Origin of the sequence: Bacteroides sp. 1_1_30, from assembly GCF_020982715.1 — a bacterium.
In the GTDB taxonomy this organism is placed as follows: domain Bacteria; phylum Bacteroidota; class Bacteroidia; order Bacteroidales; family Bacteroidaceae; genus Bacteroides; species Bacteroides xylanisolvens.
In genome coordinates this window covers 20,684-47,429 of the sequence record NZ_JAJKHN010000054.1, presented here as the reverse complement: position 1 = coordinate 47,429, position 26,746 = coordinate 20,684, and the positions used below count along the sequence as shown (strand labels likewise).

At 42.3% G+C, this 26,746-nt stretch carries 22 protein-coding genes; 7 read left to right on the top strand and 15 right to left on the bottom strand.

Annotated features, from left to right (window positions below; all coding sequences use genetic code 11):
* Positions 1-520: 520 nt before the first annotated feature.
* Positions 521-1,540 carry a DNA polymerase III subunit delta gene (holA, locus tag LPH68_RS16345; protein WP_087318571.1) on the bottom strand — a complete coding sequence of 340 codons (1,020 nt, stop codon included), beginning with the start codon at positions 1,538-1,540 and terminating at the stop codon, positions 521-523.
* A gap of 24 nt (positions 1,541-1,564) precedes the next feature.
* Entirely contained in the window at positions 1,565-2,341 is a 777-nt protein-coding gene (locus LPH68_RS16340) for an AMP nucleosidase (RefSeq protein WP_141409254.1), read from the bottom strand.
* Positions 2,342-2,404: 63 nt separating this feature from the next.
* Between LPH68_RS16340 and LPH68_RS16335 the strand changes: the two genes are divergently transcribed.
* Complete coding sequence (locus tag LPH68_RS16335; RefSeq protein ID WP_008022371.1) at positions 2,405-2,854, top strand: type I restriction enzyme HsdR N-terminal domain-containing protein; 450 nt, start codon at positions 2,405-2,407, stop codon at positions 2,852-2,854.
* Between the two features lie 166 nt (positions 2,855-3,020).
* Here LPH68_RS16335 and LPH68_RS16330 read toward each other — a convergent pair whose 3' ends face one another.
* The 5 genes from LPH68_RS16330 to LPH68_RS16310 form a co-directional block, all read right to left on the bottom strand.
* Positions 3,021-6,176, bottom strand: coding sequence for an efflux RND transporter permease subunit (locus LPH68_RS16330; protein WP_141409255.1), 3,156 nt, complete (start codon positions 6,174-6,176; stop codon positions 3,021-3,023).
* A gap of 139 nt (positions 6,177-6,315) precedes the next feature.
* A complete protein-coding gene (locus tag LPH68_RS16325; RefSeq protein ID WP_167509145.1) occupies positions 6,316-7,449 on the bottom strand; it encodes an efflux RND transporter periplasmic adaptor subunit in 1,134 nt (377 codons plus the stop codon).
* 34 nt (positions 7,450-7,483) lie between these two features.
* Positions 7,484-8,881: an efflux transporter outer membrane subunit gene (locus LPH68_RS16320; protein WP_141409256.1), complete on the bottom strand. Its 1,398-nt coding sequence runs from the start codon at positions 8,879-8,881 to the stop codon at positions 7,484-7,486.
* 220 nt (positions 8,882-9,101) lie between these two features.
* Positions 9,102-9,932: a zinc ribbon domain-containing protein gene (locus tag LPH68_RS16315; RefSeq protein WP_004312909.1), complete on the bottom strand. Its 831-nt coding sequence runs from the start codon at positions 9,930-9,932 to the stop codon at positions 9,102-9,104.
* A 5-nt stretch (positions 9,933-9,937) separates the two neighbouring features.
* A complete protein-coding gene (locus tag LPH68_RS16310; protein WP_151923719.1) occupies positions 9,938-11,032 on the bottom strand; it encodes a Nif3-like dinuclear metal center hexameric protein in 1,095 nt (364 codons plus the stop codon).
* Positions 11,033-11,312: 280 nt separating this feature from the next.
* Between LPH68_RS16310 and LPH68_RS16305 the strand changes: the two genes are divergently transcribed.
* On the top strand, positions 11,313-11,816 hold the full coding sequence (locus LPH68_RS16305; protein ID WP_117685098.1) for an RNA polymerase sigma factor: 504 nt from the start codon (positions 11,313-11,315) through the stop codon (positions 11,814-11,816).
* Between the two features lie 232 nt (positions 11,817-12,048).
* Positions 12,049-12,462, top strand: coding sequence for a DUF4891 domain-containing protein (locus LPH68_RS16300; RefSeq protein ID WP_117685100.1), 414 nt, complete (start codon positions 12,049-12,051; stop codon positions 12,460-12,462).
* A 53-nt stretch (positions 12,463-12,515) separates the two neighbouring features.
* Here the strand turns inward: LPH68_RS16300 and LPH68_RS16295 are convergent, their stop codons facing one another.
* From LPH68_RS16295 to LPH68_RS16285, 3 genes are read right to left on the bottom strand one after another with little or no spacing between them, the layout of a single operon-like run.
* Positions 12,516-12,794 (bottom strand): hypothetical protein, encoded by a 279-nt coding sequence (locus LPH68_RS16295; protein WP_074704652.1) that lies wholly within the window; start codon positions 12,792-12,794, stop codon positions 12,516-12,518.
* On the bottom strand, positions 12,791-13,585 hold the full coding sequence (locus tag LPH68_RS16290) for an ABC transporter permease (RefSeq protein ID WP_004312875.1): 795 nt from the start codon (positions 13,583-13,585) through the stop codon (positions 12,791-12,793). Before LPH68_RS16290 ends, LPH68_RS16295 begins: the two co-directional genes overlap by 4 nt.
* 51 nt (positions 13,586-13,636) lie before the next feature.
* A complete protein-coding gene (locus LPH68_RS16285; protein ID WP_009041048.1) occupies positions 13,637-14,257 on the bottom strand; it encodes an ATP-binding cassette domain-containing protein in 621 nt (206 codons plus the stop codon).
* Between the two features lie 86 nt (positions 14,258-14,343).
* Between LPH68_RS16285 and LPH68_RS16280 the strand changes: the two genes are divergently transcribed.
* The 3 genes from LPH68_RS16280 (at position 14,344) to LPH68_RS16270 (ending at position 17,003) form a co-directional block, all read left to right on the top strand.
* Positions 14,344-14,886 (top strand): ferredoxin domain-containing protein, encoded by a 543-nt coding sequence (locus LPH68_RS16280; RefSeq protein ID WP_118407558.1) that lies wholly within the window; start codon positions 14,344-14,346, stop codon positions 14,884-14,886.
* An 87-nt stretch (positions 14,887-14,973) separates the two neighbouring features.
* Complete coding sequence (locus LPH68_RS16275; protein WP_118407559.1) at positions 14,974-16,089, top strand: agmatine deiminase family protein; 1,116 nt, start codon at positions 14,974-14,976, stop codon at positions 16,087-16,089.
* 29 nt (positions 16,090-16,118) lie between these two features.
* Positions 16,119-17,003 carry a carbon-nitrogen hydrolase gene (locus tag LPH68_RS16270; protein WP_015531126.1) on the top strand — a complete coding sequence of 295 codons (885 nt, stop codon included), beginning with the start codon at positions 16,119-16,121 and terminating at the stop codon, positions 17,001-17,003.
* A gap of 294 nt (positions 17,004-17,297) precedes the next feature.
* Here the strand turns inward: LPH68_RS16270 and LPH68_RS16265 are convergent, their stop codons facing one another.
* From LPH68_RS16265 to LPH68_RS16255, 3 genes are all read right to left on the bottom strand, one after another.
* Entirely contained in the window at positions 17,298-17,687 is a 390-nt protein-coding gene (locus LPH68_RS16265) for a GtrA family protein (protein ID WP_009041050.1), read from the bottom strand.
* The gene (gene aspS, locus LPH68_RS16260; RefSeq protein ID WP_008022394.1) at positions 17,684-19,447 is read right to left on the bottom strand and encodes an aspartate--tRNA ligase; all 1,764 of its coding nucleotides are present in this window, start codon (positions 19,445-19,447) and stop codon (positions 17,684-17,686) included. Before aspS ends, LPH68_RS16265 begins: the two co-directional genes overlap by 4 nt.
* A 108-nt stretch (positions 19,448-19,555) precedes the next feature.
* Complete coding sequence (locus LPH68_RS16255; RefSeq protein WP_004312888.1) at positions 19,556-20,581, bottom strand: diacylglycerol kinase family protein; 1,026 nt, start codon at positions 20,579-20,581, stop codon at positions 19,556-19,558.
* A gap of 219 nt (positions 20,582-20,800) precedes the next feature.
* Between LPH68_RS16255 and LPH68_RS16250 the strand changes: the two genes are divergently transcribed.
* Positions 20,801-21,985, top strand: coding sequence for an aminotransferase class I/II-fold pyridoxal phosphate-dependent enzyme (locus LPH68_RS16250; RefSeq protein ID WP_004312889.1), 1,185 nt, complete (start codon positions 20,801-20,803; stop codon positions 21,983-21,985).
* 81 nt (positions 21,986-22,066) lie between these two features.
* Here LPH68_RS16250 and LPH68_RS16245 read toward each other — a convergent pair whose 3' ends face one another.
* Both LPH68_RS16245 and LPH68_RS16240 read right to left on the bottom strand, forming a co-directional pair.
* A complete protein-coding gene (locus LPH68_RS16245; RefSeq protein ID WP_151923718.1) occupies positions 22,067-24,388 on the bottom strand; it encodes an ABC transporter permease in 2,322 nt (773 codons plus the stop codon).
* Between the two features lie 15 nt (positions 24,389-24,403).
* Complete coding sequence (locus tag LPH68_RS16240) at positions 24,404-26,746, bottom strand: FtsX-like permease family protein (RefSeq protein WP_118219893.1); 2,343 nt, start codon at positions 26,744-26,746, stop codon at positions 24,404-24,406.

The window sequence follows — 26,746 nt, the reverse complement described above, 5'->3', positions numbered from 1 at the left end:
CGATTCTAGAAGGCTTATTTTTCGCATAAATAAATGATATACAAGAGTTTAAGCCCAATAAAGTGAATCTATATTTCTATTAAACTAGAAAAAAATCATGCTGTAACAATCCAATATAGTCTGAACTATCAAAATGACATTAATGGACAACTTTAGAAAAAGAGAAAATCTCCATTCTCACTATAAAATGGTAGCATCAAAATCTAAAATGCTTTTTTGATAAAACTCAAGGATCAGTAAACTTTTCTCGTTAAAAAATTCAAGCTTTAGATTTAATGAAAATGTATTTTCTGAAAAGATAGGCAATATAAAATTAAAAAAACTGTTTGTGTGATTAGCCAAACAGTAACTCTATAAAACGATGAAATAACTAAATTTATTTGTAAAAATAATCATAGAAAATAGTGAGAGGACTTTTTAAGATAAGTATAATTGCGGGAATATAAAAAAGACATATACTCCCCATTTCTATCTATGGTAAAAGTATATGTCTGATGATATATGTAATTCTTAATTCAAGTTAATGCAAAATTTTAAACACCAGCTCACGAAGAATATCCCCATCTGTCATAGAACTGTTTTGGACTCCTTTAGATTTTGCATCAGCATATCGTATTTCTCCAACAATTTGCATCGTCTTTACTCCACTATATTTTCGCATTGCCACCATATAATCCCGAGCCTGCCATGGAGTTCTTAATCCTAGCATGTTTGCAATTCCCTGCTCTGATTTATCCGGCGCATAATAAGTCAACATCAAGTTGGAGTAAAAGCTAAATAATAGAGACAGCGTCATTTGGATCGGATTAGTTTTCGGATTTTCCTCAAAATATTTTATTATTTTGTTCGCTTTCAATATATCCTTTTCCACTAAAGCACTGCGCAATTCAAAGTTATTATAGTCTTTACTTATGCCGATATTCTTTTCTATCTGTTCAGGAGTAACACGTTTCTGTCCGGCAGGTAAAGTGATAATCAACTTTTCAAGTTCTCCGGTCAGACGACTTAAATCCGAGCCTACAAAATCAGCAAGCATAGAAGTTGCCTTCGGTTCCATATCAACCCCTTTTCGTTTCATATATGAAGCGATAAAACCGGGAAGTTGCGCATCTTTGATTTTTTTAGACTCAAACAATACACCTGTTTTTTCCACCTCGGCAGCTAACTTCTTTCTACGATCTAAAGTTCCATGCTTATGGCATATCACTAAGATAGTGGAAAGCAAAGGCTTTTGAAGATAATATGACAACTCCTCCATATTACGCACGGCCTGCGCTTCCTTAACGACTACTACTTGATGTTCTGACATCATGGGATAACGCTTTGCGGCATTTATAATCGTTGCCACATCCACGTCAGCACCATACACAACAGTCAGGTTGAATTCTTTTTCCGTTTCGCTCAACACATTATCCGTTATGTAATCTGCAATCAAGTCGATATAATACGACTCTTCTCCCATCAGGTAATAGACAGGGCGATACTGCTTTGCTCTCAATTCCTTGAGGATGTCATCACAGGTCAATTCTTGTTTTGCCATATATATTTTTTCAGAAAGACCGGATTACCAGTCGAATTTCAAGTGTTTAACAGTTTTCTTTTCATCAATAATCATACGCAGAGAAGCAATGCCAATTTCAACATGCTCTTCTACATAATTTCTGGTCACCAAATTATCGCTTTTATCCGTTTTCACTCCGTCGGGAGTCATTGGCTGATCGGATACCAATAATAACGCACCAGTAGGAATATGATTGGCAAAGCCACAACTAAACAGAGTTGCAGTTTCCATATCTACTGCCATAGCCCGTGTCTTTGTCAGATATTCTTTGAACGCATCATCATGTTCCCAAATACGACGGTTAGTGGTATATACAGTACCGGTCCAATAGTCGCGGCCTTTGTCACGAATGGATGAAGAAACGGCACGCTGCAACATAAATGCAGGCAACGCAGGAACCTCGGGAGGAAAATAATCATTGGAAGTTCCCTCCCCACGGATAGCCGCAATAGGAAGAATCAAGTCACCAAGCTGGTTTTTCTTGTCGATACCACCACATTTTCCGAGGAATAAACATGCTTTGGGGCGAATAGCACCCAGCAAGTCCATGATGATAGCAGCGTTGGGACTTCCCATACCGAAGTTAATCATTGTGATACCTTCGGCAGAAGCAGAAATCATATTTGCGTCCCTTCCTAAAATAGGAACATTAAACTGATTTGCGAAAATCTCGACGTACTTGTTGAAGTTAGTCAACAGAATATACTCTCCAAAATCATCCAGGTTACGTTTTGTGTAACGCGGCAGCCAATTAGCTACGATTTCTTCTTTTGTTTTCATAATTATCTATTAAATTTGTGCTCCCAATAATGGGAACCATTATTTAACTTACAAAAATAATAAATGTTATCGTTAAACCTACCAGTATTCGACACTAAAATAAACGTACGAAACGGAAAAAATGTAATTTTCGACGTTATTCGTAAACGATATGTCGCCCTTACCCCTGAAGAATGGGTACGGCAACACTTTGTTCACTTTCTTATTGCACACAAAGGATATCCGACTACCCTTCTTGCCAATGAAGTAATGGTGAAGTTGAACGGTACTACCAAACGATGCGATACAGTACTTTACCGGAGGGATTTATCCGCCCGGATGATTGTAGAATATAAAGCACCACACATTGAAATAACGCAAGCTGTTTTCGATCAGATTACCCGATATAATATGGTACTGAAAGTAGATTACCTGATTGTCAGCAACGGAATGCAACATTATTGCTGCCGTATGGATTATGAACATCAGAGCTATACGTTCCTCCAGGATATTCCAGATTACCATTCTTTATAAAATAATCCGCTGTATTCGCCTTAAAAAAACAGCCTTGCCGACAAGAATAAAATAGCGTCACTATCCCCTCAAGATAGTGACGCTATTTGCCTACTATGGTGACGCTATCCCGAACAGATAGCGTCACTATACCAACTACCCTTCCAGACAGTCTTCAAACAGCTTTTTACTTCTGCGTTGCAGCATCTTTCCCGCCACCATCATCTGCTTTCTTTTTACTGAACCGCTCTTGCAATTTCTGCATCAATTCGTAAAAATTAGGAATATAAATAGTAGCCAATAAAGTATTCATAGCCATACCAAACACAACAGCGGCCCCCAATGCTATACGACTTTGCGCACCTGCGCCGGTAGCGAACAACAACGGCATCACTCCTAGTACAAAAGCAAAAGATGTCATCAGGATCGGACGCAAGCGGACATGTCCCGCTTCAAATGCAGCTTCCCGAATCGAATTACCTTCGGCACGGAAATCACGGGCAAATTCCACAATCAAAATACCATTCTTTGCCGAAAGCGCAACAAGCAGAATGATACCGATTTGCGTATAAATACTGACCGGAGTTCCCATAATCAGACAGCCAATCATGGCCCCCAGCAATGCTACCGGCAATCCGATAACGGCTGCCACCGGGCTGGTCCAACTCTCATACTGTGCAGCAAGTACCAGGAAAGCAACAATTAGAGCCATCACGAGTACAATGGTAGTTGTATTTCCTGCCTGTGTTTCCTGATAAGCCACAGAAGTCCATTCATATCCAAACTCATCTCCCAGCTGTTCCTTAAATAATGCTTCCACTTCCTGTATGGCCTGCCCGGTGCTACTTCCCGGAGCAACGTTACAAGTCAGAGAAGCAGTCGAGTACATATTATAACGGTTTATTTGATCCTGTCCTAACTGTTCCTCCACTTTGGTGAAAGAAGAAAAAGGTACCATCTCTCCTGCTGCATTCGGCACACTTAGTTTCAAGACATCATCAATCACACGCTGTGCCTGATCCCGTGCCTCAATCTTCACTTGATAGATACGGCCGAATTCAACAAAATCATTCACATAAGCCGCTCCCATATAATAGCCCAATGTAGAGAAAACATCATTCAAGGCAATCCCCATAAACTGCACTTTATCACGATCGATATTCAAGAAATACTGCGGAACATTTGCCTGATACTGACTGGACACAGATCCTAAAGCCGGTTTAGAATGATAAGAAGCAAGCAACGCATTGATAGCTTGTTGCATTTCCGTCGGCCCCAGGTTACGCCGGTCTTCCAACTGAAGTTGCAAACCGCCGGAAGCACCCAGTCCCGGAATAGCCGGAGGAACCATCGCAAATACTTCCGCAGCCTGAATAGTCATATACGCTTCACCATTAAAACGGTTGACTACGGCAGCAGCCGTATGCTCCTTCCCTTTCCTTTCATCCCAGTTTTTCAGTACCACAAAATAAGTTGCCGAGTTGCTCTGCTCGCCGCCACCCATTATCGAGAAGCCGGAAATGCCAATATAATTCTTCACTTCCGGATAAGAATCCAGAATTGCATTAACCTTATCTCCCACTGCCTGCGTACGTTCAAGGCTGGCTGCAGGCGGAAGTTGAACAACAGCAATAAAATATCCGTCATCCTCGTCCGGAATGAAAGTAGACGGCCAATGCATAAAGAGCAATACAGCAATAACAGTCAAGGCACCGTAGGAAACAAGAGCCATTCCGGGACGCTGAAGCAACCATTTGACAATCTTGTCATACACTCCTTGCGTCTTGTCGTATGCTTTATTGAAACCTTTGTATATAAAGAAGTTAGAAGGTTTGCTCTTTTCAAGAAACAACGCACAGAGCGCAGGAGTCAACGTCAACGAATTGAAACCGCTCAACACGGTAGAAGCGGCAATGGTCAATGCAAACTGCTTATACAACTGCCCTGAAATTCCACTAATCATCATCGTTGGAATAAACACAGCCAGCAATACAAGCACTACCCCGACAATCGGGCCTGTAATCTCTCCCATCGCTTTCGTTACCGCTTCGCGGGGGGAGTACTGCCCGGTTTCCAGTAACCTCGAAGCATTCTCCACCACCACTATCGCGTCATCCACCACAATGGCAACTGCCAGAATCAGCCCGAACAACGTCAGTGTATTGATAGAGAAACCAAATGCCGCCATCACGGCAAATGTACCAATCAACGATACCGGGATGGTAATACAAGGAATAATCACAGCCCTCCAATTCTGCAAGAACAGGAAAATAACGAGAATCACCAGCAAAGTCGTTTCAAAGAATGTGACCATCACTTCATCAATAGAAGCATGGATCACATCGGTCGTATCCAAAGTGACATTATACGAAACTCCTCTCGGAAAACTTGCCGCCAATTCCTCCATTTTAGCCTTCACTCCTTTGGAGACATCCAGCGAATTGGAACCCGGTTGCTGGTAAATAGCAATGGCAGCCGTAGGTTTTCCATTCAATCGTGACACTACGCTATATGACGCAGACCCCAAATCGATGCGTGCAATATCCTTCAGGCGAAGCATCGCTCCGTTCTGTTCGCGGCGGATAATAATATCGCCGAACTGTTCTGGAGATTTCAATCGTCCCTGGACATTCAATGTATACTGAAAAGCATTATTATTATCCTGCCCGATAGGTTGACCGATATATCCGGCAGATACTTCCACATTCTGCGACTGGATAGACTGATAAACCTGTTGCGGTGAAATATTCCGTATACGCATAGCCTCCGGATCGAGCCAGATGCGCATCGAATAGTCCCCCGCTCCCATAACATTCACAGCACCCACTCCGGGCACACGTGTCAGCTGGTCTACTAAATTCAGTTTGGCATAATTAGTCAGATACAGGCTATTGTATACAGAATCCTGCGAAGTCATTGTCAGGAACATCACAATGTTTGAAGACTGTTTCTGCACAGTGACTCCTTGCACAACTACCGGTTCCGGCAGTGATGACTGCGCGATACTTACCCTGTTTTGTACCTGCACAGTTGCCATATCGATGTCCGTACCGACAGCGAATGTAATGGTCAGAGAATACGCTCCCGAAGAGGAAGAATTGGAAGACATATAAAGCATACCATCTACACCATTCACCTGCTGTTCGATAGGAATACCCACTGTTTGGGCAACAGTTTCAGCATTTGCCCCGGGATAAACGGCAGAGACCTGCACCGTTGGCGGCGTGATCTCCGGAAATTGCGCCACAGGCAATATATTGAGTGTGACCAGACCGGCTACTACAATAAGCAGGGCAAGGACAGTAGCAAATATCGGTCGGTTGATAAAAAACTTAGAAAACATAATATATAGGTTTAAAAGCAGCCTCTCCACAGCCTTCTCCCAAAGAGAGGGAGCAAGAAGTTACCTTTGTTAATTAATCGGTTTTAAGTACATCGCCTTTATTGATTTCATTTGTTAGTCAATCAGTTAGCAAAGGACTTTACTTTTCTCTCTTGGGAAGAGAATCAGGAAGAGGCTTTATCTTCATTCCGTCTCTGACTTTCATCAAAGCCTCTGTGACATACTGTTCTTGCGGAGAAAGTCCTCCCACTATCTGCCGTAAAGTGCCGTCGACCAACTGTCCTATTTCAATATGCCGGTAATGAACTATATTCGAATCATTTACAACATATAAATATTTACCCAACTGATCGGTCCCGATAGAACCTTCCTTCACCAACACCGCATTTTTAGCTTCTCCATAAGGTAAAGTAATGCTTACATACAACCCACTCTTCAATATCCCTTTCGGATTATCAAAATTGGCACGAACCGTCAGCGTTCCTGTATTCAAATCTACATTGGGTGAAAGATAGTCGAGGGCAGCCGGATAAGTTTCAGTTCCCTCCTTTCCCAGTTGAACCATTATTTTCTGCGGAAGATTGGCAGGTAATTGTTGGTTATCCATAGCCATCGTCAACCATTGATTATCAGCTACATTGAAGTAAGCATACATCTGATTATCCTTATAAATAGTAGCCAATGTAACCGGCTGCAACGAGCCGCCGACATAACTTCCTACATCCACCGTCGCCTTACTGATAGTGCCATCAAACGGCGCACGAACATAACAATATCCCAAGTTTGTACGGGCGGTGCTCAAAGCAGCTTCCGCATTGCTGACAGCTGCAACCCCTTCTGCCACAGACGATTCAGCCTGAAGCACCTGTATCTGACTGACAGCATCACTCTTTACAGCCTCTTTCATACGGCTATAATTATTACGGGCATATTCCAGTTGAGCCTGGGAGGTTTTCAGTTCTGCTTCTGCCTGCTCCACCTTGTCTTTATACAAAGTAGGTTCAATGACAAACAGCAGTTGTCCCTGTTTCACTCGTCCGCCAGGAACATACGAGGTAGACTGCAAGGTTCCGTTCACTCGGGCCACAAGATTCACCGTTTTTTCAGTTGTCAGATAGCCCGGGTAATCTTTCGTCAAAGTAATATCCTCCACTATGGGCTTGGTCACGCTAATTTCCGGAGTGGGCATACCTCCCATCGCTCCTGCACTTTTCTTCTCCTTGCAACCCGTCAATATAGGCAGTGCAAGAAAGATATACATCAGTTTTTTCATATCTGTTAGGTTATATATTTTTTGATTGATTTTTTTATTCTCTCCAACCGCCTCCCAAAGCCTTGTAAAGGGCTATCAGTTGCAAAAGTGAACTCCCTTGTGCCTGTACCAGCTGATTCTCGTAAGATAACAGAGAACGTTGCGCATCGAGTACGTTTTGGAAAGGAGAGAGTCCCTGCTTGTACAGTTCCAGTGAAAGTTTCAATGTCTCAATCCCTTGATTACGCACTTCCCGCAGGGCGACAATCTGTTTGATTGAATTCCGGTAGCCATTCATAGCGTTGTCAGTCTCCTGTACGGCAGTCAAAACCGTCTGGTTAAACTGATTGATCGCTTCATCCAGTTGCGCTTTCGCCAGTCGGGTTGCGTTCACCAACTGTCCTCCGCTGAAAATAGTCCAGCTCAATGACGGAGCGATTTCATAAGTCATACTTTTACTTTTGGTGAGATCCTTCAAATCACGGGCGGCATATCCAAATGATCCTTTCAAGAAAACTTTCGGCAACCAATCCGCTTTTGAGGCTCCCAGCAATGCCGCTTGTGCATTCACGCTCAATTCCGCACCTCGTACATCAGGCCGTCTCAATAACAAATCGACAGGTAGCCCCACTCCGATCGGTTCCATGTAATCGGGCAGTGTTCCGCCGGATTCGAGAACCGGACGAATATCCTGCGGATACATTCCCAATAAAACGGCCAATGTCGTTATATACTGATTGATACCCGCTTCCAGTTGAGGAATGGAGGCTTTCGTATTATACAACACAGACTTAGCCTGTGCCACATCGAGCTTGGCAACAAGTCCGGTATTATAGCGTACCTCGGTGATTTTCAGTACTTCCTCCTGCGAAGCACTGTTTTTCTTCACCACCTCAAGTTCTTGTTGCAATTCCCTTAGATTGATATAGGCCGAGGCTACTTCCGCAGCCAACGAAACCATAACACCTGTGTACTCTTCCTTACTGGCGGCAAAATTCTCTTTCTGTGCTTTTACCCGCTTGCGGATACTGCCAAAGATATCCAGCTCCCAACTCATACTTAGCGAAGCATCATAATAATGATCCGTTGTTTGAGGCAGCGAACTGGTATTTCCACTTGTTTCCTGACGGGTCCACCCTGCATTCAGTCCGATGGAAGGAAAGAAATTACTACGTTCTATCCAAAGATTGGCACGGGCAGCGGCTATACGGTTGATTGCCATTGCAACGGAATAATTACGATCTACTGCCAGAGCTATCAAAGAGTCCAGTTTGGCGTCTTGGAATGACTTCCACCAATGGTCATCCACCGGAAGTATCTGTTGAAACACTTCCCCGCTCTCTTCCCAATCGTTAGGGAGCGGAGCTTTCAAATAATGGTTTGCAGTCTGTCCAACCGCAGTTACAGTTGAAAGAAACATAAGGAGCGATGTGCCCCACACTCGTATACTCATATCAGTTCAGGTTTTTATGAAATGAAAAGATAACAACTAAAGGGTAAGTTTGTTTACCGGAGTAAAATTGGAGTAAAACTCCCACGCGACGCAATATTATTTTGAAGTATTCGATTTCCCTTTATACGGGCACTTACTAAAACAAAAAAAGCCCCGCATTGCTGCAGGGCTTACTTTATATCTCAAAATAGTAACTTTACTTACTACTTCACTGCTTTCTTTATTCAGCAGTTTTTCTTCTGATAGCTCTTTTGGTAGTAGTTGCCGGAGCTTCTTCCACCTTGTGTTCGATTTGTACACCAGCCAATTCCGGGTCAATCATAATACGTCCGCAGTATTCGCAAACGATTACTTTCTTACGAGAGCGGATATCCAGCTGTCTCTGGGGCGGAATCTTGTTAAAGCAACCACCACATGCGTCACGTTGCACATACACAATACCCAATCCGTTACGAGAGTTCTTGCGGATACGTTTGAAAGACTGCAACAGACGTGGTTCAATCTTAGTTTCCAAGTCTTTAGCTTTGTCTCTCAATTTCTCTTCTTCCTGTTTGGTTTCAGAGATAATTTCATCCAGTTCGCTCTTTTTCTGCTCCAGGTCTTTCATTCTTTCGTTAAGAATCTGATCGTTCTTTGTCACTTCAGCCTCTTTTTCTTCTTTATCAGCAGAATATTCTTTGATTCTCTTTTCGCAAAGTTCGATCTCCAATGTCTGGAATTCGATTTCCTTTGTCAAGAAGTCATATTCACGGTTGTTGCGAACATTGTCTTGTTGTGACTTATATTTTTCTACTGAAGCCTTTGCTGTTTCGATTTCTACTCTCTTGCCGGCAATAGCAGATTTCAGTTCATCCACTTCAGCTTTGATCTTGTCGATACGGGTACTCAAACCGGCAATTTCATCTTCAAGGTCTTGCACTTCCAACGGAAGTTCACCTCTCAATGTCTTGATTTCATCAATCTTAGACAACATCGTTTGCAGTTGGAACAGTGTCTTCAGTTTCTGTTCTACCGTCAACTCATTCGGATCTTTTTTTGCTTCTCTAGCCATTTTACTTATAAATATTTTATGGGATTCGTATTTATTTTACTCAATTGGAGTGCAAAATTAGGAAATAAATCCCGGATTATGGAATAAAAAATTTCTTTTGTATATTGTTCGCTTTCGTAATGACCAATCTCTGCCATCAGAATATCTTCTTCATGGCCGAAATAATCATGATATTTAATTTCGCCGGTAATAAAAACATCCGCTCCCAACCGGATTGCCTGTGGAAGCAAAAATGCACCTGCACCGCCGCACAATGCCACTCTCTGTATCTCTCTTCCCTTCAGCTTGTTGTGACGCAAACATCCCACTTCGAATGTCTTTTTGATGCGTTTCAAAAATTCGAGCTCTGTCTCCGATTCATCCAATTCACCGACAATTCCCGATCCCGCCTGTGACCAGTCGTTCAATAACGGATAAATGTCGAATGCCGGTTCCTCATAAGGATGGGCAGCCAATAAAGCCTTGATAGTTTCCGCCTTTTTAAAGGAAGGAAGAATCGTTTCAATCCTCACCTCCTCTTCGTGGTGCAGTTCTCCGATTGTTCCACAGAAAGGATGCGTTCCCTCTTTTGCCCGGAAAGTTCCCTCTCCTTTCAGATTATAACTGCATGAATCATAGTCGCCTATATTTCCGCATCCGGCAGCAAACAGTGCTTCGCGTACCGCGTCAGCTTGTGCGTAAGGGACAAACGTCACCAACTTAACCAAGTTATTCTCTTTCGGCTCAAGCACTTTCAAATTCTTCAATCCGATTTTTTCGGCTATCTTATAATTGACTCCACCTTGTGCATTATCCAGATTGGTATGCGCCGAATAAATCACAATATCATTCTTTATTGCTTTCAATATACAGCGTTCCACATAATCCTTGCCCGTAATGGATTTATACCCTTTAAAAATCAGCGGATGATGAGATATGACGAGATTGTAACCCAACGCGATCGCTTCATCCAACACAGCTTCAGTAACGTCAAGACACAACAAAGCCCCTGTTGCTTCCGCTTCTGTCAATCCGATTTGCAGGCCGGCATTATCAAAGCCGTCTTGCAATGGCAGAGGCGCGAATCGTTCAAGGGCGCTTACTATTTGCTTAATTTTCATTATTTGGTAGAAAATTTGGTTGCAAATATAATAAATAAAAAAGGAATAATCATACTAAACGGTCGTTTTTTAGAGAATTTATCGTTATCCGTTTTCTTGAGACCACCGTAAAAGATATCAAACACCACCCGAAAACTATCAAATAAGACCTAAAAACTATCCGATGATAGAAATTCCCCTAAATTCCGTCGGATTCTCCCCCAGCGGGATCGACAAAATACCTTAAACTTGCAACATCAAAATTTTAACAACGAATACTCACATTTTAAAAACAACACATATGAAAAGTTTAAGCTTCAGAAAAGACTTGGTAGGCGTTCAGGAAGAACTACTACGTTTCGCATACAAACTGACAACAGACCGCGAAGAAGCGAACGATTTGCTGCAGGAAACCTCATTAAAAGCATTAGATAACGAAGAAAAATATACACCTGATACAAATTTCAAAGGATGGATGTATACCATCATGCGCAATATCTTTATCAATAACTATCGCAAGGTAGTTCGTGACCAGACATTTATTGACCATACAGACAATCTCTACCATCTTAATTTACCGCAAGACGCAGGGTTTGAAAGTACGGAAAAGACATACGACCTGAAAGAGATGCACCGCGTAGTCAATGCTCTTCCGAAAGAATACAGAATTCCGTTCGCCATGCACGTTTCCGGATTCAAATACCGCGAAATTGCAGAAAAACTGAATCTTCCGTTGGGCACTGTAAAGAGCCGTATCTTCTTCACGCGCCAGAAATTACAGGAAGAACTGAAAGACTTCCGCTAAACCCTAACTATATCTACATCAGTTTCAGATTAAACAATTGATTTCATTTTTCAGTTTTATCAATAGGCAAAAGGCAAAGAGAGTGTATATTCTTTTTGCCTTTTGCCTGTTTTCATCGGACAAATATGGATAAAAATCAATGCCGGAATAAAAACTAATTATAAAATTCTGCGTAAAACTTCCGTTATTTATTGAAAATCTGTATTTTTACTTCCACTAAATAATAAATACGATGAAAACAATTCTGACTCTACTGTTGCTGATAGTTGTGACGACCTCCTGTCAACTCAAAAAGAGTGATAATACGGAAACGGCTGTAACCGAGTCTACAGAAATTGACAATGCCGAAGATTGCACGGCAGATACGGTCAAAGCTACTGCTATCTTCTGGATTGATAAAGCAGAAACCAAACACTGCAAAGAGTACGGCTTTCGTACCATCAAAGCCCATGTTCTCATTCGTGAAGATGGAAAGGTCGATTTGATGTCATTCGTCAAAAAACAATCCCCGGCTGTAGAGACGTACATACGCCATCATCTTTCCAAATTTAAAGTGTCGGAAAAGATGTTTGAAGGCGGGTATGTGCAACCCGGAGAACAATTCGTGCAGCTTCGCTGCTTATGGGGAATGTTGAAAGGCAAGTAATCAATGTGCTCACAACCGGAGCTAAAAGCAAAGATAACCCGTTGTCTTAGCGTCTATCTTTCGCTTTTCATCTGTACTTTGTTTTTCAGCGCATACCGCTCGTCTACCACCCTGTCGGTAGGAAAGAAAGTGAAAATAAGCCGCCACTCTCCTTCTTTATAGATAAATTTACGCCCGCTGGCTCCACGAAGAATTGCTTTGTGCTTTTCCCGCAGGAACGATTCGATATGTTCCGGCATTTCAGTGCCGGATGCCGAAAACTCCACTGTTATAAAAAAATGCGGAATAGAAGTTTCAGCCACTTTACGGAATATCTGATCGGTAATTGTCATTTTCGGGGTTCTTTGGTTACCTCTAATAATTTCCCATATGCGTCAAAAGATCGGCGTGAAGCCAATGAAATAGTAATCATCAGCGACAGCATAGATGCCGTAAAAGTAATCACCATAATCATCATCTGATACTTGATGGCAACATTCGGACTGCTTCCTCCCAGAATTTGTCCGATCATTGTGCCGGGAAGAGCAACCAATCCCATCACGGAAATGTTCGCAATCAGCGGACTGAAGGATTTAATAATGGCCTGTCGGATAAATGGAGCCTGCGCTTCCTGCCTTGTTGCTCCGTTCCCCAGTAAATAACGGTACAACTGTTGCTCACGTTTTAATCCGCTATAATACGTATTCAAAGCTATCACATTGCTCGAAAGCATATTACCCATCAGGATACCGAATATCGGAATAAAGTATTGGGCGCTAAATATATTGTCCAATTGAAGAACAATACCGATAAAGTACAAGCCTACCAGTACAACACTACAAAGAAATCCTACCGTAATAGGGATTAATAAGATACGATGTTTCAACTGGGTACGCACCAGTGCTGTCTGTCCGGCTACGAATATCATAATTATCACCCAAAGGAAGTTAATCCAGGGATTGTTCCATAAAAAGAGATATTTCAGATACATGCCGATAAAGAACAGTTGGATAATCATCCGTACTGTACCAATCAGGGCAGGTTTCAGTAGTCCCGTTTTAAACTTCCAAAGATAAAAGAACGGGATGGCAAGCAGAAGCAAGCCTATAAAAAGATTATAATATGATATATCAATCGTTCCCACAGTGTATTCTTAACAATTCTATCCGATTCGTGTTAGCGTTCTCTCCAATCGTTACAATTCTATTAAATAATGACAACCCGAAGCAAAATCCTTATCATGCGATACGGCCAGCACTGCTGTTCCCCTTTCCGCCTGTCGCCGGAAGAAAGACAAGACCCTACCGGTCGAATCGGCATCCAAAGCAGAAGTAGGTTCGTCTATAATAATCAGAGGTTTATTGAGCATAGCGGCTACAGCAAGCATGATGCGTTGACGCTGACCGCCCGACACTTCATTCACTCTCTTGGTATATAATTCATGTTCCAGTCCCAATTCATCAAAACAGGCAAAAAGCCTTTCTTCCGAAAAAGGGACAGAACGGTTCACTTTCAGTCCGAACGGGAGAGCTACCATCTCTTTCACCCATTCGAAAGGCAATGCCAATTCCTGGGGAATCCATGCAATCTGCCTACGGACACTATCGATGGTTGATCTATCAAGCAATGTTTCCCCTACCCGCACAGATCCTTCTTTCAAAGGTACAAACCCCATCACCGCATTCAGCAACGAAGTTTTTCCACAACCGGATTGCCCTACGATACAGGCTGTCTCTCCCCTTTCCAGTTTCATATTAAAACCGGAGAAAAGCACTTCCGTACCAAAAGCAATACAGGCGTTATTAATATGTAGCATAGCGTTTTTAATTCTTTCTCTCCGGCAAAGGTACTATTTTCTTGAAAAACGTTATCTTTGCCTCACTAATTAATTCAAGAAAAGTTATGATACTGAACGAAAGAGATGCCCGTCATGAGCATGTATTACAAGTAGCCCGCCAGATGATGACGGCTGCGCGTACTGCTCCGAAAGGAAAAGGAATCGATATTATCGAAGTGGCCCTAATCACGGATGAAGAGATTAAACAACTATCGGACACTATGATAGCTATGGTAGAAGAACACGGAATGAAATTTTTCCTTCGTGATGCCGACAACATCTTAAGTGCCGAATGTGTTGTATTGATAGGAACACGCGAGCAGACACAAGGCTTAAACTGCGGTCATTGCGGCTTCACCACCTGCGACGGACGTACCGGAGGAGTTCCCTGCGCATTGAACAGCATAGACGTAGGTATCGCCATAGGTTCCGCCTGTGCTATGGCAGCCGATTTGCGTGTAGACACACGTGTGATGTTCTCCGCCGGGCTGGCAGCACAACGCCTGAACTGGCTGAAAGACTGCAAGATGGTAATGGCCATTCCTGTAAGTGCATCTTCTAAGAATCCGTTCTTTGACCGGAAGCCAAAGCAAGAAACGAATTCATAATAATACGTAATGATGCGTAACAGGCACACTGACGACTGACGCAGACAATAAACTGATTTTATAAATAACCAAATAGATAATAGTCTAATGGGAATCATGGTTGGACTTCCCAGCCCAAGTGGCTCGGAGAAAGATTTGCAATTGAATTTCGGCAAAAACATGACCGTGCAGGTAGAAATGAGAGCCCCTCATTTGCCCGCCGAATGGCATACGCAGAGTGGTATACAGTTGACATGGCCACACGCCGGTACAGACTGGGCATACATGCTGGCAGAAGTGCAAGAGTGTTTTATAAACATAGCCAGGGAAATAGCGAAGCGAGAGTTACTATTGATTGTCACCCCCGAACCGGAAGAAGTGAAAAAGCAGATAGCTGCTACCGTCAACATGAACAACGTCCGCTTTCTGGAATGTGCCACCAATGACACATGGGCACGCGACCACGGAGCCATCACCATGATAGACACCGGCACCCCTTCCCTGCTCGACTTTACATTCAACGGCTGGGGACTGAAATTTGCTTCCGAACTGGATAATCAAATCACCAAACAAGCGGTAGAAGCCGGAGCCTTGAAAGGCCAGTATATAGACCGCCTCGATTTCGTTCTCGAAGGAGGCTCCATCGAAAGCGACGGAATGGGCACACTGCTCACTACCTCCGAATGTCTGCTGTCTCCCCAGCGGAACGGGCGACTGAACCAGGTAGAGATAGAAGAATACCTGAAATCAACCTTCCACCTGCAAAAGGTTCTTTGGTTAGACCACGGCTATCTTGCCGGCGACGACACTGACAGCCACATCGACACTTTGGTACGTTTCTGTTCTACCGACACCATTGCTTACGTAAAATGCGACGACAAAGAAGACGAACACTACGAAGCATTACTCGCAATGGAGGAACAACTGAAAACATTCTGCACCTTAGCAGGAGAACCCTATCGCCTGTTAGCCTTACCGATGGCGGACAAGATCGAAGAAGACGGCGAACGCCTGCCCGCAACTTACGCCAACTTCCTGATTATGAACGAAGTTATTCTCTACCCGACATACCATCAGCCGGCAAATGACCAAAAAGCAAGAGAAGTGTTACAACAAGCATTCCCAGACTATCAAATAATCGGAATAGACTGCCGTGCCCTGATTAAGCAACACGGTTCCCTGCATTGTGTCACCATGCAATACCCATTGGGAGTTATAAAATAACGAATGAATCAACCAAGTAATTATTCATCATGAAAAAGATAAAAGTCGGAATCATCCAACAATCCAATACCGCAGATATTCGGGTCAACCTGATGAACCTCGCAAAGAGTATCGAGGCTTGCGCTGCTCACGGTGCGCAACTGATTGTGCTTCAAGAGTTACACAATTCACTTTATTTCTGCCAAACAGAAAACACCAACCTGTTTGATCTGGCTGAACCCATTCCCGGACCATCCACAGGCTTTTATTCCGAGTTGGCAGCCGCCAATAAAGTAGTCCTTGTCACCTCTCTTTTTGAGAAACGTGCCCCCGGACTATATCATAACACCGCTGTTGTGTTCGACCGCGACGGAAGCATTGCGGGTAAATACCGGAAAATGCATATTCCCGATGATCCGGCTTACTACGAAAAATTCTATTTCACTCCCGGAGACATCGGTTTTGAACCCATTCAAACCTCTTTAGGAAAGCTGGGCGTACTGGTATGCTGGGATCAATGGTATCCGGAAGCTGCCCGCCTGATGGCACTGAAAGGTGCGGAACTTTTAATTTATCCTACTGCCATTGGCTGGGAAAGCAGTGACACGGACGACGAAAAAGCCCGCCAACTCAACGCCTGGATTATTTCGCAGCGTGCCCATGCCGTTGCCAATGGTCTTCCTGTTATCTCCGTCAACCGTGTAGGACACGAGCCCGATCCTTCCGGACAGACAAACGGCATCCTATTTTGGGGAAACAGTTTCGTAGCAGGACCGCAAGGAGAATTCCTGGCACAAGCCGGAAACGATCATCCGGAAAACATGGTAGTGGAAATAGATATGGAACGCTCGGAAAACGTCCGCCGCTGGTGGCCTTTCCTCCGTGATCGCCGGATTGACGAATACGAAGGACTTACCAAACGCTTTCTCGATTAAAGTTCAATGCAGAAGTTCCCCAATAAAGTTCACTCCCAAAGACATAAGAGAGGATATTTATAAATATCACAACAAAAAAGGAGCTGTCTAACGAATTCTAAATATTGAAAATCACCCACGCTACAGATAGTTATAGCGTGGGTGAAATTATTAATAGGGACTTGTCAGACAGTCCCTATTATATTTATTATGTGGGAAATGTCTCTGCTACAATAAGGAAATAAGAAGGGCACAGAGTCAAAATCTAAATTTAAAACTCTGTGCCCTTTCTATATATTATATTTAATAACTATTTCATTGAAAAGTTATTTTCTTGTTGGCTAGGAAATTAGCTCCTCCATAAATAAACAATCCCAGAAATTGAGCCAGATATTCATTCATGTCCAGTCCTTCTACCAATAAGATAAGAAATAAAAACTGTGCGGTGTAAGCCACGGCAAAAGCAGAACAAAAGAGCAGTATCTGTTTCCAGATACTATTCTTTTTATTTTCTACAGGGAATATCCAGTATTTGCACCAGATAAAGTTATGGATTTGAGCTATCAGATACGCTGTTATATTAGCCACCATATAGTCGCCGTCAAATGACATTTCTTTCATCATTAACCATACAACCAACGCCATAATCAAAGCGTTCATTGTACCGATGACTATAAAACGGAATATGCGTACAGATTCTTTCACTCGCCCTCTTTCAAATCTACGATCAAATTCAGTTCATCAAGCTGGCTCTGGTCGATTGCAGAGGGTGCGTCCAGCATTACATCACGTCCGGAATTATTTTTCGGGAACGCAATACAGTCGCGTATAGAATCCAATCCTGCAAACAAAGACACCCAACGGTCGAGTCCGTATGCCAAACCACCGTGAGGAGGCGCACCATACTTAAAGGCATTCATCAGGAAGCCAAACTGTGCCTCTGCCTTCTCCGGAGTGAATCCAAGAATCTCGAACATCTTCGCCTGCAATTTCGCATCGTGGATACGGATAGATCCGCCGCCAACTTCCACACCGTTGATTACCATATCGTATGCATCTGCACGTACAGCTGCCGGGTCAGTGTCCAACATCGGAATATCTTCCTCTTTCGGATGAGTAAACGGATGATGCATAGCCATCAGGCGTCCTTCCTCTTCGCTCCATTCGAACATCGGGAAGTCAATCACCCAAAGGCAAACAAACTTATTCTTATCACGCAATCCCAGTTGAGCACCCATTTCCAGACGAAGCTCGCAAAGTTGTTTACGTGTTTTCATTACATCGTCGCCAGACAGAATCAGAATCAAATCACCCGGTTTAGCTCCGAATGCTTCTTTCATTTGCTGGAGCACCTCCTGCGCATAGAATTTATCTACACTCGATTTCACCGTTCCGTCGGCTTCCACACGGGCATAAACCATTCCTTTCGCACCAATCTGCGGTTTCTTTACAAATTCGGTCAATGCATCCAGCTGCTTGCGGGTATAAGTCGCAGCACCTTCGGCACAGATACCACCCACATAAGCCGCATTATCGAATACAGAGAATCCGTGACCTTTCATGATATCCATCAGTTCCACGAATTTCATGCCGAAACGCAAATCCGGTTTATCGCTACCATAATATTTCATGGCGTCCGCCCAAGACATACGTTGGAATGGTTCATTCAGTTCCACACCACGAAGAGTCTTAAACAAATGTTTAGCCATTCCTTCGAAAGTAGTGATAATATCTTCTTGCTCAACGAAGCTCATTTCACAGTCGATCTGTGTAAATTCCGGCTGACGATCGGCACGTAAGTCCTCGTCGCGGAAACATTTCGCAATCTGGAAATAACGGTCGAAACCGGAAACCATCAACAACTGTTTTAAGGTCTGCGGAGACTGCGGAAGTGCGTAGAACTGTCCCGGATTCATACGTGACGGCACCACGAAGTCGCGTGCGCCTTCAGGAGTAGAACCGATCAAAACGGGCGTTTCCACTTCGATGAAACCCAGACTATCCAGATATTTGCGAACTTCAATTGTCATTTTATGACGCAGTTCCAAATTGGAACGTACAGCGTTACGGCGTAAATCCAGATAACGGTATTTCATGCGGATATCATCCCCCCCATCCGTGTTATCTTCGATAGTGAACGGAGGAGTCATGGCAGTATTTAGTACGTTCAGTTCGGAAACAATGATTTCAATGTCTCCGGTAGGAATGTTTGCATTCTTGCTGAAACGTTCATTAACCGTTCCTGTCACTTGAATGACGAACTCACGTCCCAATTTATTAGCACGTTCACAGAGTTCAGCATTAATTTCTTCATTAAAAACCAATTGGGTAATTCCGTAACGGTCGCGAAGGTCAATGAAAGTCATCCCTCCCATCTTACGGCTGCGCTGTACCCATCCGGACAGCGTGACTTGCTTGTTTACATCAGAGATTCTAAGTTCTCCACATGTGTGCGTTCTAAACATATATTTTTTATTTAAACGATTATCACTCGCGTTTTTATTTTGATCGAACCAAAACTGCGCAAAAGTACGCAATAATTTGTAATTCGGTGTCAGTAATCCGTTATTTTATCAGACTTTCTTTGTCAGCTTTTTCAATATTTTCTTGTTTCTATCTGTTATATTGTCGACGATGGCTTCATTCATCAATTTGATACCATTCATATATTCCTGCGCTCTTTGGAGCACATTGGCTGCGTCCTTTTCCGATGCTCGTGGCACTACCACGCGCAATCCTCTTTGAATCAGTTGAATATTTACATTGGCATCCGTTTCCATGGGGTCACCATCAAAATGCACGACGCCCGGAGTAGTCCGGCGGATGCACAACTGTTTGCAGCGGAAAGTCTTGATACGGCTATTCTGATCGATTGTTTTATTGAATAATTGAAAGGCCAATGAAGGAACGTCCAATACGGTGAACGGTTCGAGAATGGTCACATCCAGCAAACCATCTGTCAGAGTGGCTTGTGGTGCGATATAAGCATTGTTTCCATATTGCGACGCGTTTCCGCAGGCAATCAGGAAGGCTTTATACTTGGAGACTCCGTTTTCCGTTTCCAGTTCATACGTTTCCGGCTCATATTTAAGACTTTCCTGCAGGGTTTTCTCCAGATAAGTCAATAGCCCCCGTTTACCGGCATGCGCAAACTTCAGACTGACAAACGCGTCGAATCCCACTCCGCAAGTGCAGAAAAAATCTGTACCGTTGATCTTACCATAATCTATCACATCCATGCAACCTTCGTTCAGCACTTCCAATGCTCTCTTCGGTTCCATCGGTATATGCAGATGCCTCGCCAGTCCATTGCCCGATCCGCAGGGAATAATTCCCAGTGCGGTATCAGTATGCACCAACGAACGAGCTATTTCATTGATCGTTCCGTCCCCACCGATAGCCACTACTATATCTGTTTTCTCTTCGGCAGCTTTGGCAGCTATTTCTACTGCATGACCGGCTCTTTCCGTATACACTACTTCCCAAGAGTATCTCGCCTTGTCTATTTTTTCGTCCAGCAAGTTAAGAATCAATTCTTTACTTTGTGTTCCCGAAATAGGATTGACGACGAATTTTATTTTTTTCATTCTTTCGTTCATGCTATTCTTGTCGATTGTAGACGACAAAAGTAATATAAATATCTTAAATTTTAATCTGTTAGAGGTTTCTAATCATACGAGAGCAACTTTTTTCTCTTAAAAAGAACAGATAAAAGCAAATTTTGTTATCTTTGCCCCCTGTTTTTAAACACTTGTTAAGATAAAAGGATGTAAGATCGTCAGCGAACGATCTGAGTATGAGTATAAAAATTATAATTCATGGGATTATTACAAGAGAAGTTAGCTAAGTACGACCTGCCACAAAAGTTTATGGCACAGGGCGTTTACCCATATTTCCGTGAGATAGAAGGAAAGCAGGGTACAGAGGTAGAAATGGGCGGACACGAAGTGTTGATGTTCGGTTCCAATGCATACACTGGCCTTACGGGAGATGAAAGAGTGATTGAAGCAGGTATCAACGCCATGCATAAATATGGTTCCGGTTGCGCAGGCTCGCGCTTCTTGAATGGTACGCTTGACCTGCACGTTCAGTTGGAAAAAGAACTGGCTGCCTTTGTAGGCAAAGACGAAGCACTCTGCTTCTCAACCGGTTTTACGGTGAATTCCGGAGTTATTCCTGCTTTGACAGACCGCAATGATTATATCATTTGCGATGACCGCGACCACGCATCTATCGTAGATGGCCGTCGTCTCTCCTTCTCTCAACAATTAAAATACAAGCATAACGATATGGCGGACCTGGAAAAGCAACTTCAAAAGTGCAATCCGGATTCAGTGAAACTAATCATAGTGGACGGTGTGTTCTCTATGGAAGGTGACTTGGCAAACTTGCCCGAAATCGTACGCTTGAAACATAAATACAACGCTACTATCATGGTAGACGAAGCTCACGGCTTGGGCGTATTCGGAAAACAAGGACGTGGCGTCTGCGACCATTTCGGTCTGACTCACGAGGTTGATTTGATTATGGGTACTTTCAGCAAGTCACTGGCTTCTATCGGCGGATTTATCGCTGCTGATTCTTCTATCATCAACTGGTTACGTCACAACGCACGTACTTATATTTTCAGTGCATCCAACACTCCGGCTGCTACTGCATCTGCTCTCGAAGCTCTCCACATCATCCAAAATGAACCGGAAAGACTTGAAGCATTGTGGGAAGCTACCAACTATGCATTGAAACGTTTCCGTGAAGCTGGCTTTGAAATCGGTGCAACAGAATCACCTATCATCCCTCTTTACGTACGTGACACGGAAAAAACGTTTATGGTTACCAAATTAGCTTTTGATGAAGGTGTATTCATCAATCCGGTTATTCCTCCGGCATGTGCACCGCAAGATACTTTGGTACGTGTGGCATTAATGGCTACTCATACAAAAGATCAAATAGACCGTGCTGTAGAAAAGCTAGTTAAGGCATTTAAAGCATTGGATCTTTTATAATCTACGAAAAATATATCACTCATTATTGGGTGAATAAAATGAAGTCTGACACAAATCAATGTGCCAGACTTTTATTTTATCTTATTCACTCTTGAGTACTTCTGCTGGATTTTGCCGGGCGGCTTTCCACACGCGCCAGATGATGCTTAAGAAAATGACAAGGCCCATTCCTATAAATATAACTGCATATAACCACCATTCCATCGGTGTTTGCTTTATATAATTTTCAAGCCAATGCTTCATCATAGCATATCCTAGCGGAAAAGCAAAGAACGATGAAAGTACAAGTAAAAATAAATATTCTTTAAAGAATAGATTCAAGATTATTCCTATATTGGCTCCATTTACCTTGCGTATAGCTATTTCTTTACGACGTTGCTGACAGGATAAAGTCACTAACGAGAATATACCAAATACCGCAATTAATATACAAATAGCAGAAACCACACTCAACAGTTTGCACAATGTTCTCTCTGATTTCATGTAAGCGTCGTAAACTTCTTCAATATTAGACAACATCAATTCTGCATTTGGATTAACTTTATTCACTTCCGCTTTTATCTTTTCAGAAACAATATTCCAAGTTCCCTCTTTCACTTTGAATATAATACCTCCTCTGTCTCTACTATCTGGTAAATGAAACATAGCAGGAGCTACCGGATGTATTGGAGCATTATATGAAATATTTTTAATAACACCTTTCACTATACATTGCTTTCCTAATTTTCCCATTTTCTTTCCAATCGGTTGTGTCCATCCGAAAGCTTTCATAGCAGCTTCATTTATAACAACCATATCTTTTCCATCCTTTTCATCCAGCATACTTCCATTCAACACCTCTACTCCAAAGAAATCGGCATAGTCCTGATTAATCGTTTCATCTTCCAATTCAATATATTGTTCACTATCAGCGACCTTTCCATCCCATTCCTTTACCCTATATATTGAATAAAACATCTTAGGAATAGGTGTATGAAAACCATTCAAACATTCTGATACCTCTGGTATCTGACTTACAATTTCTTTGAAAGGGATATTTTCAGAGCAATAAACAACTGCTCCTACATTATGCCGTTCTATTCCAAGTTCTCTAGTATTTAGTAAGAAATGAAGTTGCATCATCATTACCAGAGTACAAAAAACAAAGCCTATACCGATAAACAGCTGAAATAAAATGCTACTCTTATAAAACCAGCCGGAGAGATGAAGATTGGATTTCTTGTTTATATTACTAAGTAGAGTTCGCCTACTAATATATCTTATAAGCAGAGATGCAAAACCAACTGTTACAGCAATCAATGATAGTATATAAACAAATACTTCAATATAAAAAAATGAAGTACCCTCATCAATTTGTGACAAACGTTTAAAAGTGGGTAGGATAAGCTCTATCAATACCAACCCTATTCCTGAAGATAAAATTAGTAATAAGACAAGTTCTGTAAGAAGTAAAGTGAGTAACCCACCATTTGATGAACCATTGACTTTCCTCAACGCTAACTCACGTTTACGCATCCGGATACGAGTTATCAACATTGTTAAATAATTACATATTCCACAAATTATAACCAAACCACTAATACATGCAAAAAGACAAATATGATTCAACTTCACATTCACATCTTCGCTCGGATGACTACTCCGCAATGTGGATAATGGAGCAATAAGCGTAGAATTTGGATATTTATGACCATCTTGTTGTACTTCATATTCTGACAACCTCTGTTTCAATGCTTCTATATCACAGTTGGGATAAATACGAAAAAGCGTTTGGCATCGTTGGTTCCCCCAATTGGGGTTTGTATCATGAAATGGCAATAATATATCAAATGAAAACAAAGAGTGTCCTTCCCATGACTTTACAACTGCAACGATTATTTTTTCTTCGTTACTTTCCTCTAAAATCAAGTGTTTACCTATCGGAGATTCTTTCCCAAATATTCGCTTTGACGTATTTTCTGTTATAGCAATTTCATCCTTTTTTAGCTGTAGATAGTTATCTCCATCCAATACTTTAATATTGAACATTGAAATGAAATTTGAATCTACCTCTATACGTCGTACCACAAACTCAACATCCTCATTCTTAATTTTTTTTTCATTCCAGTCATAAAAGATACGACATACTTTCTCTATCTCCGGACAATTCTTTGCCAAATAATCAGCTAGAAAACTAGATGAATTATAGGTAAATCCGTCTCCATAAAGACGAAAGCTACTGCCTGCCAGATAAATGCGATCGGCTCCCTCATGAAAATTATCATACGTCATTTCATAACGTATCCATAATACCGACAGCGCAAAACAGGTAAAGCCGACTGCTAATCCGATAATACTAACAAGACTTTGTGTTTTATACTTTATCAGATTACGAAAGGCTACTTTCAGATAGTGTTTTATCATGATATTGTTATTTTATTATTCATTTTTGATAACTTCCGCTGGATTCTGTCGGGCGGCTTTCCATATGCGCCAGATGATGCAGAGTAAAATAATAACTGCCACTACAACGAAAATCCCTACATATACCCAACCGTTAATCACAGTTTGTCTCACATACGTTTCAAGCCACTGCCTCATAACCACATATCCCATTGGGAAGGCTATAACAGCAGCAATAACCAGCAACAGCAGGTATTCACGGAAGAACATCTGCAAGATATGACGAATTTGCGCCCCGTTTACTTTACGTATGGCAATCTCCTTTTGACGTTGCTCACACGATAGAGTGACCAATGAAAAGATTCCGAATACGGAAATGAGTACACAGACCAATGACACGAAGCTCAATAGCTTCATCAGTGCATCTTCGGAACGAAGATATTTACCATATTCCTCCTCCTCGCTAAACAACCGTAAGTAAGCATTGGGGAATTCTTCTTTGTGGAGTTTTTCTATAGCTTCACGACATTCGTTCCAAGTCCCCTCTTTGAATTTAAAAAGGATACCGGCACGATTCAGGAGATATTCTTGTGCTTCGGGGCGTTGAAAGGCAATAAGTCCTGGCTTGCTTGTCGGAGAACGATAACTAAAGTTTTTCACCACTCCGACAACTTTGTATGTAATGTCCTGACGACTGTTGGTATTATTGCCGAAAGTCTTTCCTAGAGCATGTTTCCATCCGAATTTCAGGCACGTACTTTCATCAACCACAACTTCATTCTGCTGGCTCTTTTCAGATATAAATTCACCTTCCAGTAATTTCAAATCATAAAACTTAAAGAATTCCTCCTTTGCCGGCATTATGCCAACAAGTAGTGTTTTTTCTGTCACCTTGGGCAGCCCATCCCAATTTGTTATTTCTGCATACATCATCGGACCGGTTGGAATAATTGGAAAGTACGCAGGAGGTAAAGTTTCTGTTACCATAGAGAGAGCTTTTATTTTCTCTGCCCATTGATAAATGTCTCCATTCCACAATGCCACATTAGCTACATTATGACGCTCCATACCTAAATCCGTATTTTTCAGGAAATGTAGTTGTTTCATGATGACAACCGTGCAGAAGATAAAGCTAAGGCTAACCATCAACTGTACGATAATACCTATTCTGCGGAATAAGTACGGACGGGCAGTAGCAACATTTCCTTTGATCGTTTCCTGCAATGTTCGACGACGAAAATAGGACAATGGCATCAGTGTAAACAGAAACGACAGGATAATTACTGCCAGAAGATATACCAAGATTTCTCCATAATATGAGCTGGGCTCTATCTGCGTAAAGTTCAGGAACCGGGACATACTCATCTCCACTAGCAGCAATCCGCTGAACAGAGCAATACATAAAAGCAGCAATAACTCAATGGCAAACTGTACAGACAAGGCTTTATTGCTTGCCCCATTCACCTTACGAAGTGCCATTTCACGGTTGCGCATACAAAGGCGACTGATAAAAAGCGTCAAATAATTGAATAACGAACAAATAATCACCAGTCCGCCTGCCAAAGAGAAATAGAATATATAACTGAAAGAGATAACAACATCTGCTTTATCTACATAATCCGAATAGCGCAAAGCTGACATCCGGGTAATCAACAGATCGGAAAGTTCGCTCTCTTTCTCAATATCGTTGATGTGAACGGTGCTCATTTTTGTTCGGAATGCGTCTATATCTGTTCTTTCGCGTACACGAATAAATAGCTGCTCATTCGAACTTCCCCACCGAGGAGAATGTCTTGCCGGAGCCAGTATATTATATGGAATATTGGAATGGTTCGACCATCCGCTCACGATTGCTCCTATTTTACATACGCGTCTGCCTACTTCCACTTCTTTCCCCAATGCATCCTCTTCTTTGCTGAAGAGCCGCTTTGCAAATTCTTTGGTGATAGCCACTTCCTGACCATCGCTTTTCAGGAAGTTGACAGTACCTTTCAATAATTGTATATCAAAAAAGTTCATGAAAACAGAATCTGCGTCAATCATTCCGACCTCCTGTTCTGTTTCCTCCAAACGGAATTTTACATGATGCGGGGTAAAAGCGGTTGCAGCTTCTATCTCCGGCATTTTATCTTGCAAATATTCCATTAAAGGATATGGAGTAAATTTACTTGTACCGGGCTCATTGGCGTAATGCGCACGTACCATATAAATGCGGTCGGATCCTTTATGGAAGTTATCATAAGTCATTTCATAACGTATCCATAAAGCAGATAGTGCGAAACAAGTGAAGCCGACTGCCAATCCGATGATGCTGACAAAGCTTTGCATCTTGTATTTCATCAGATTGCGAAAGGCTACTTTCAGATAGTGTTTTATCAT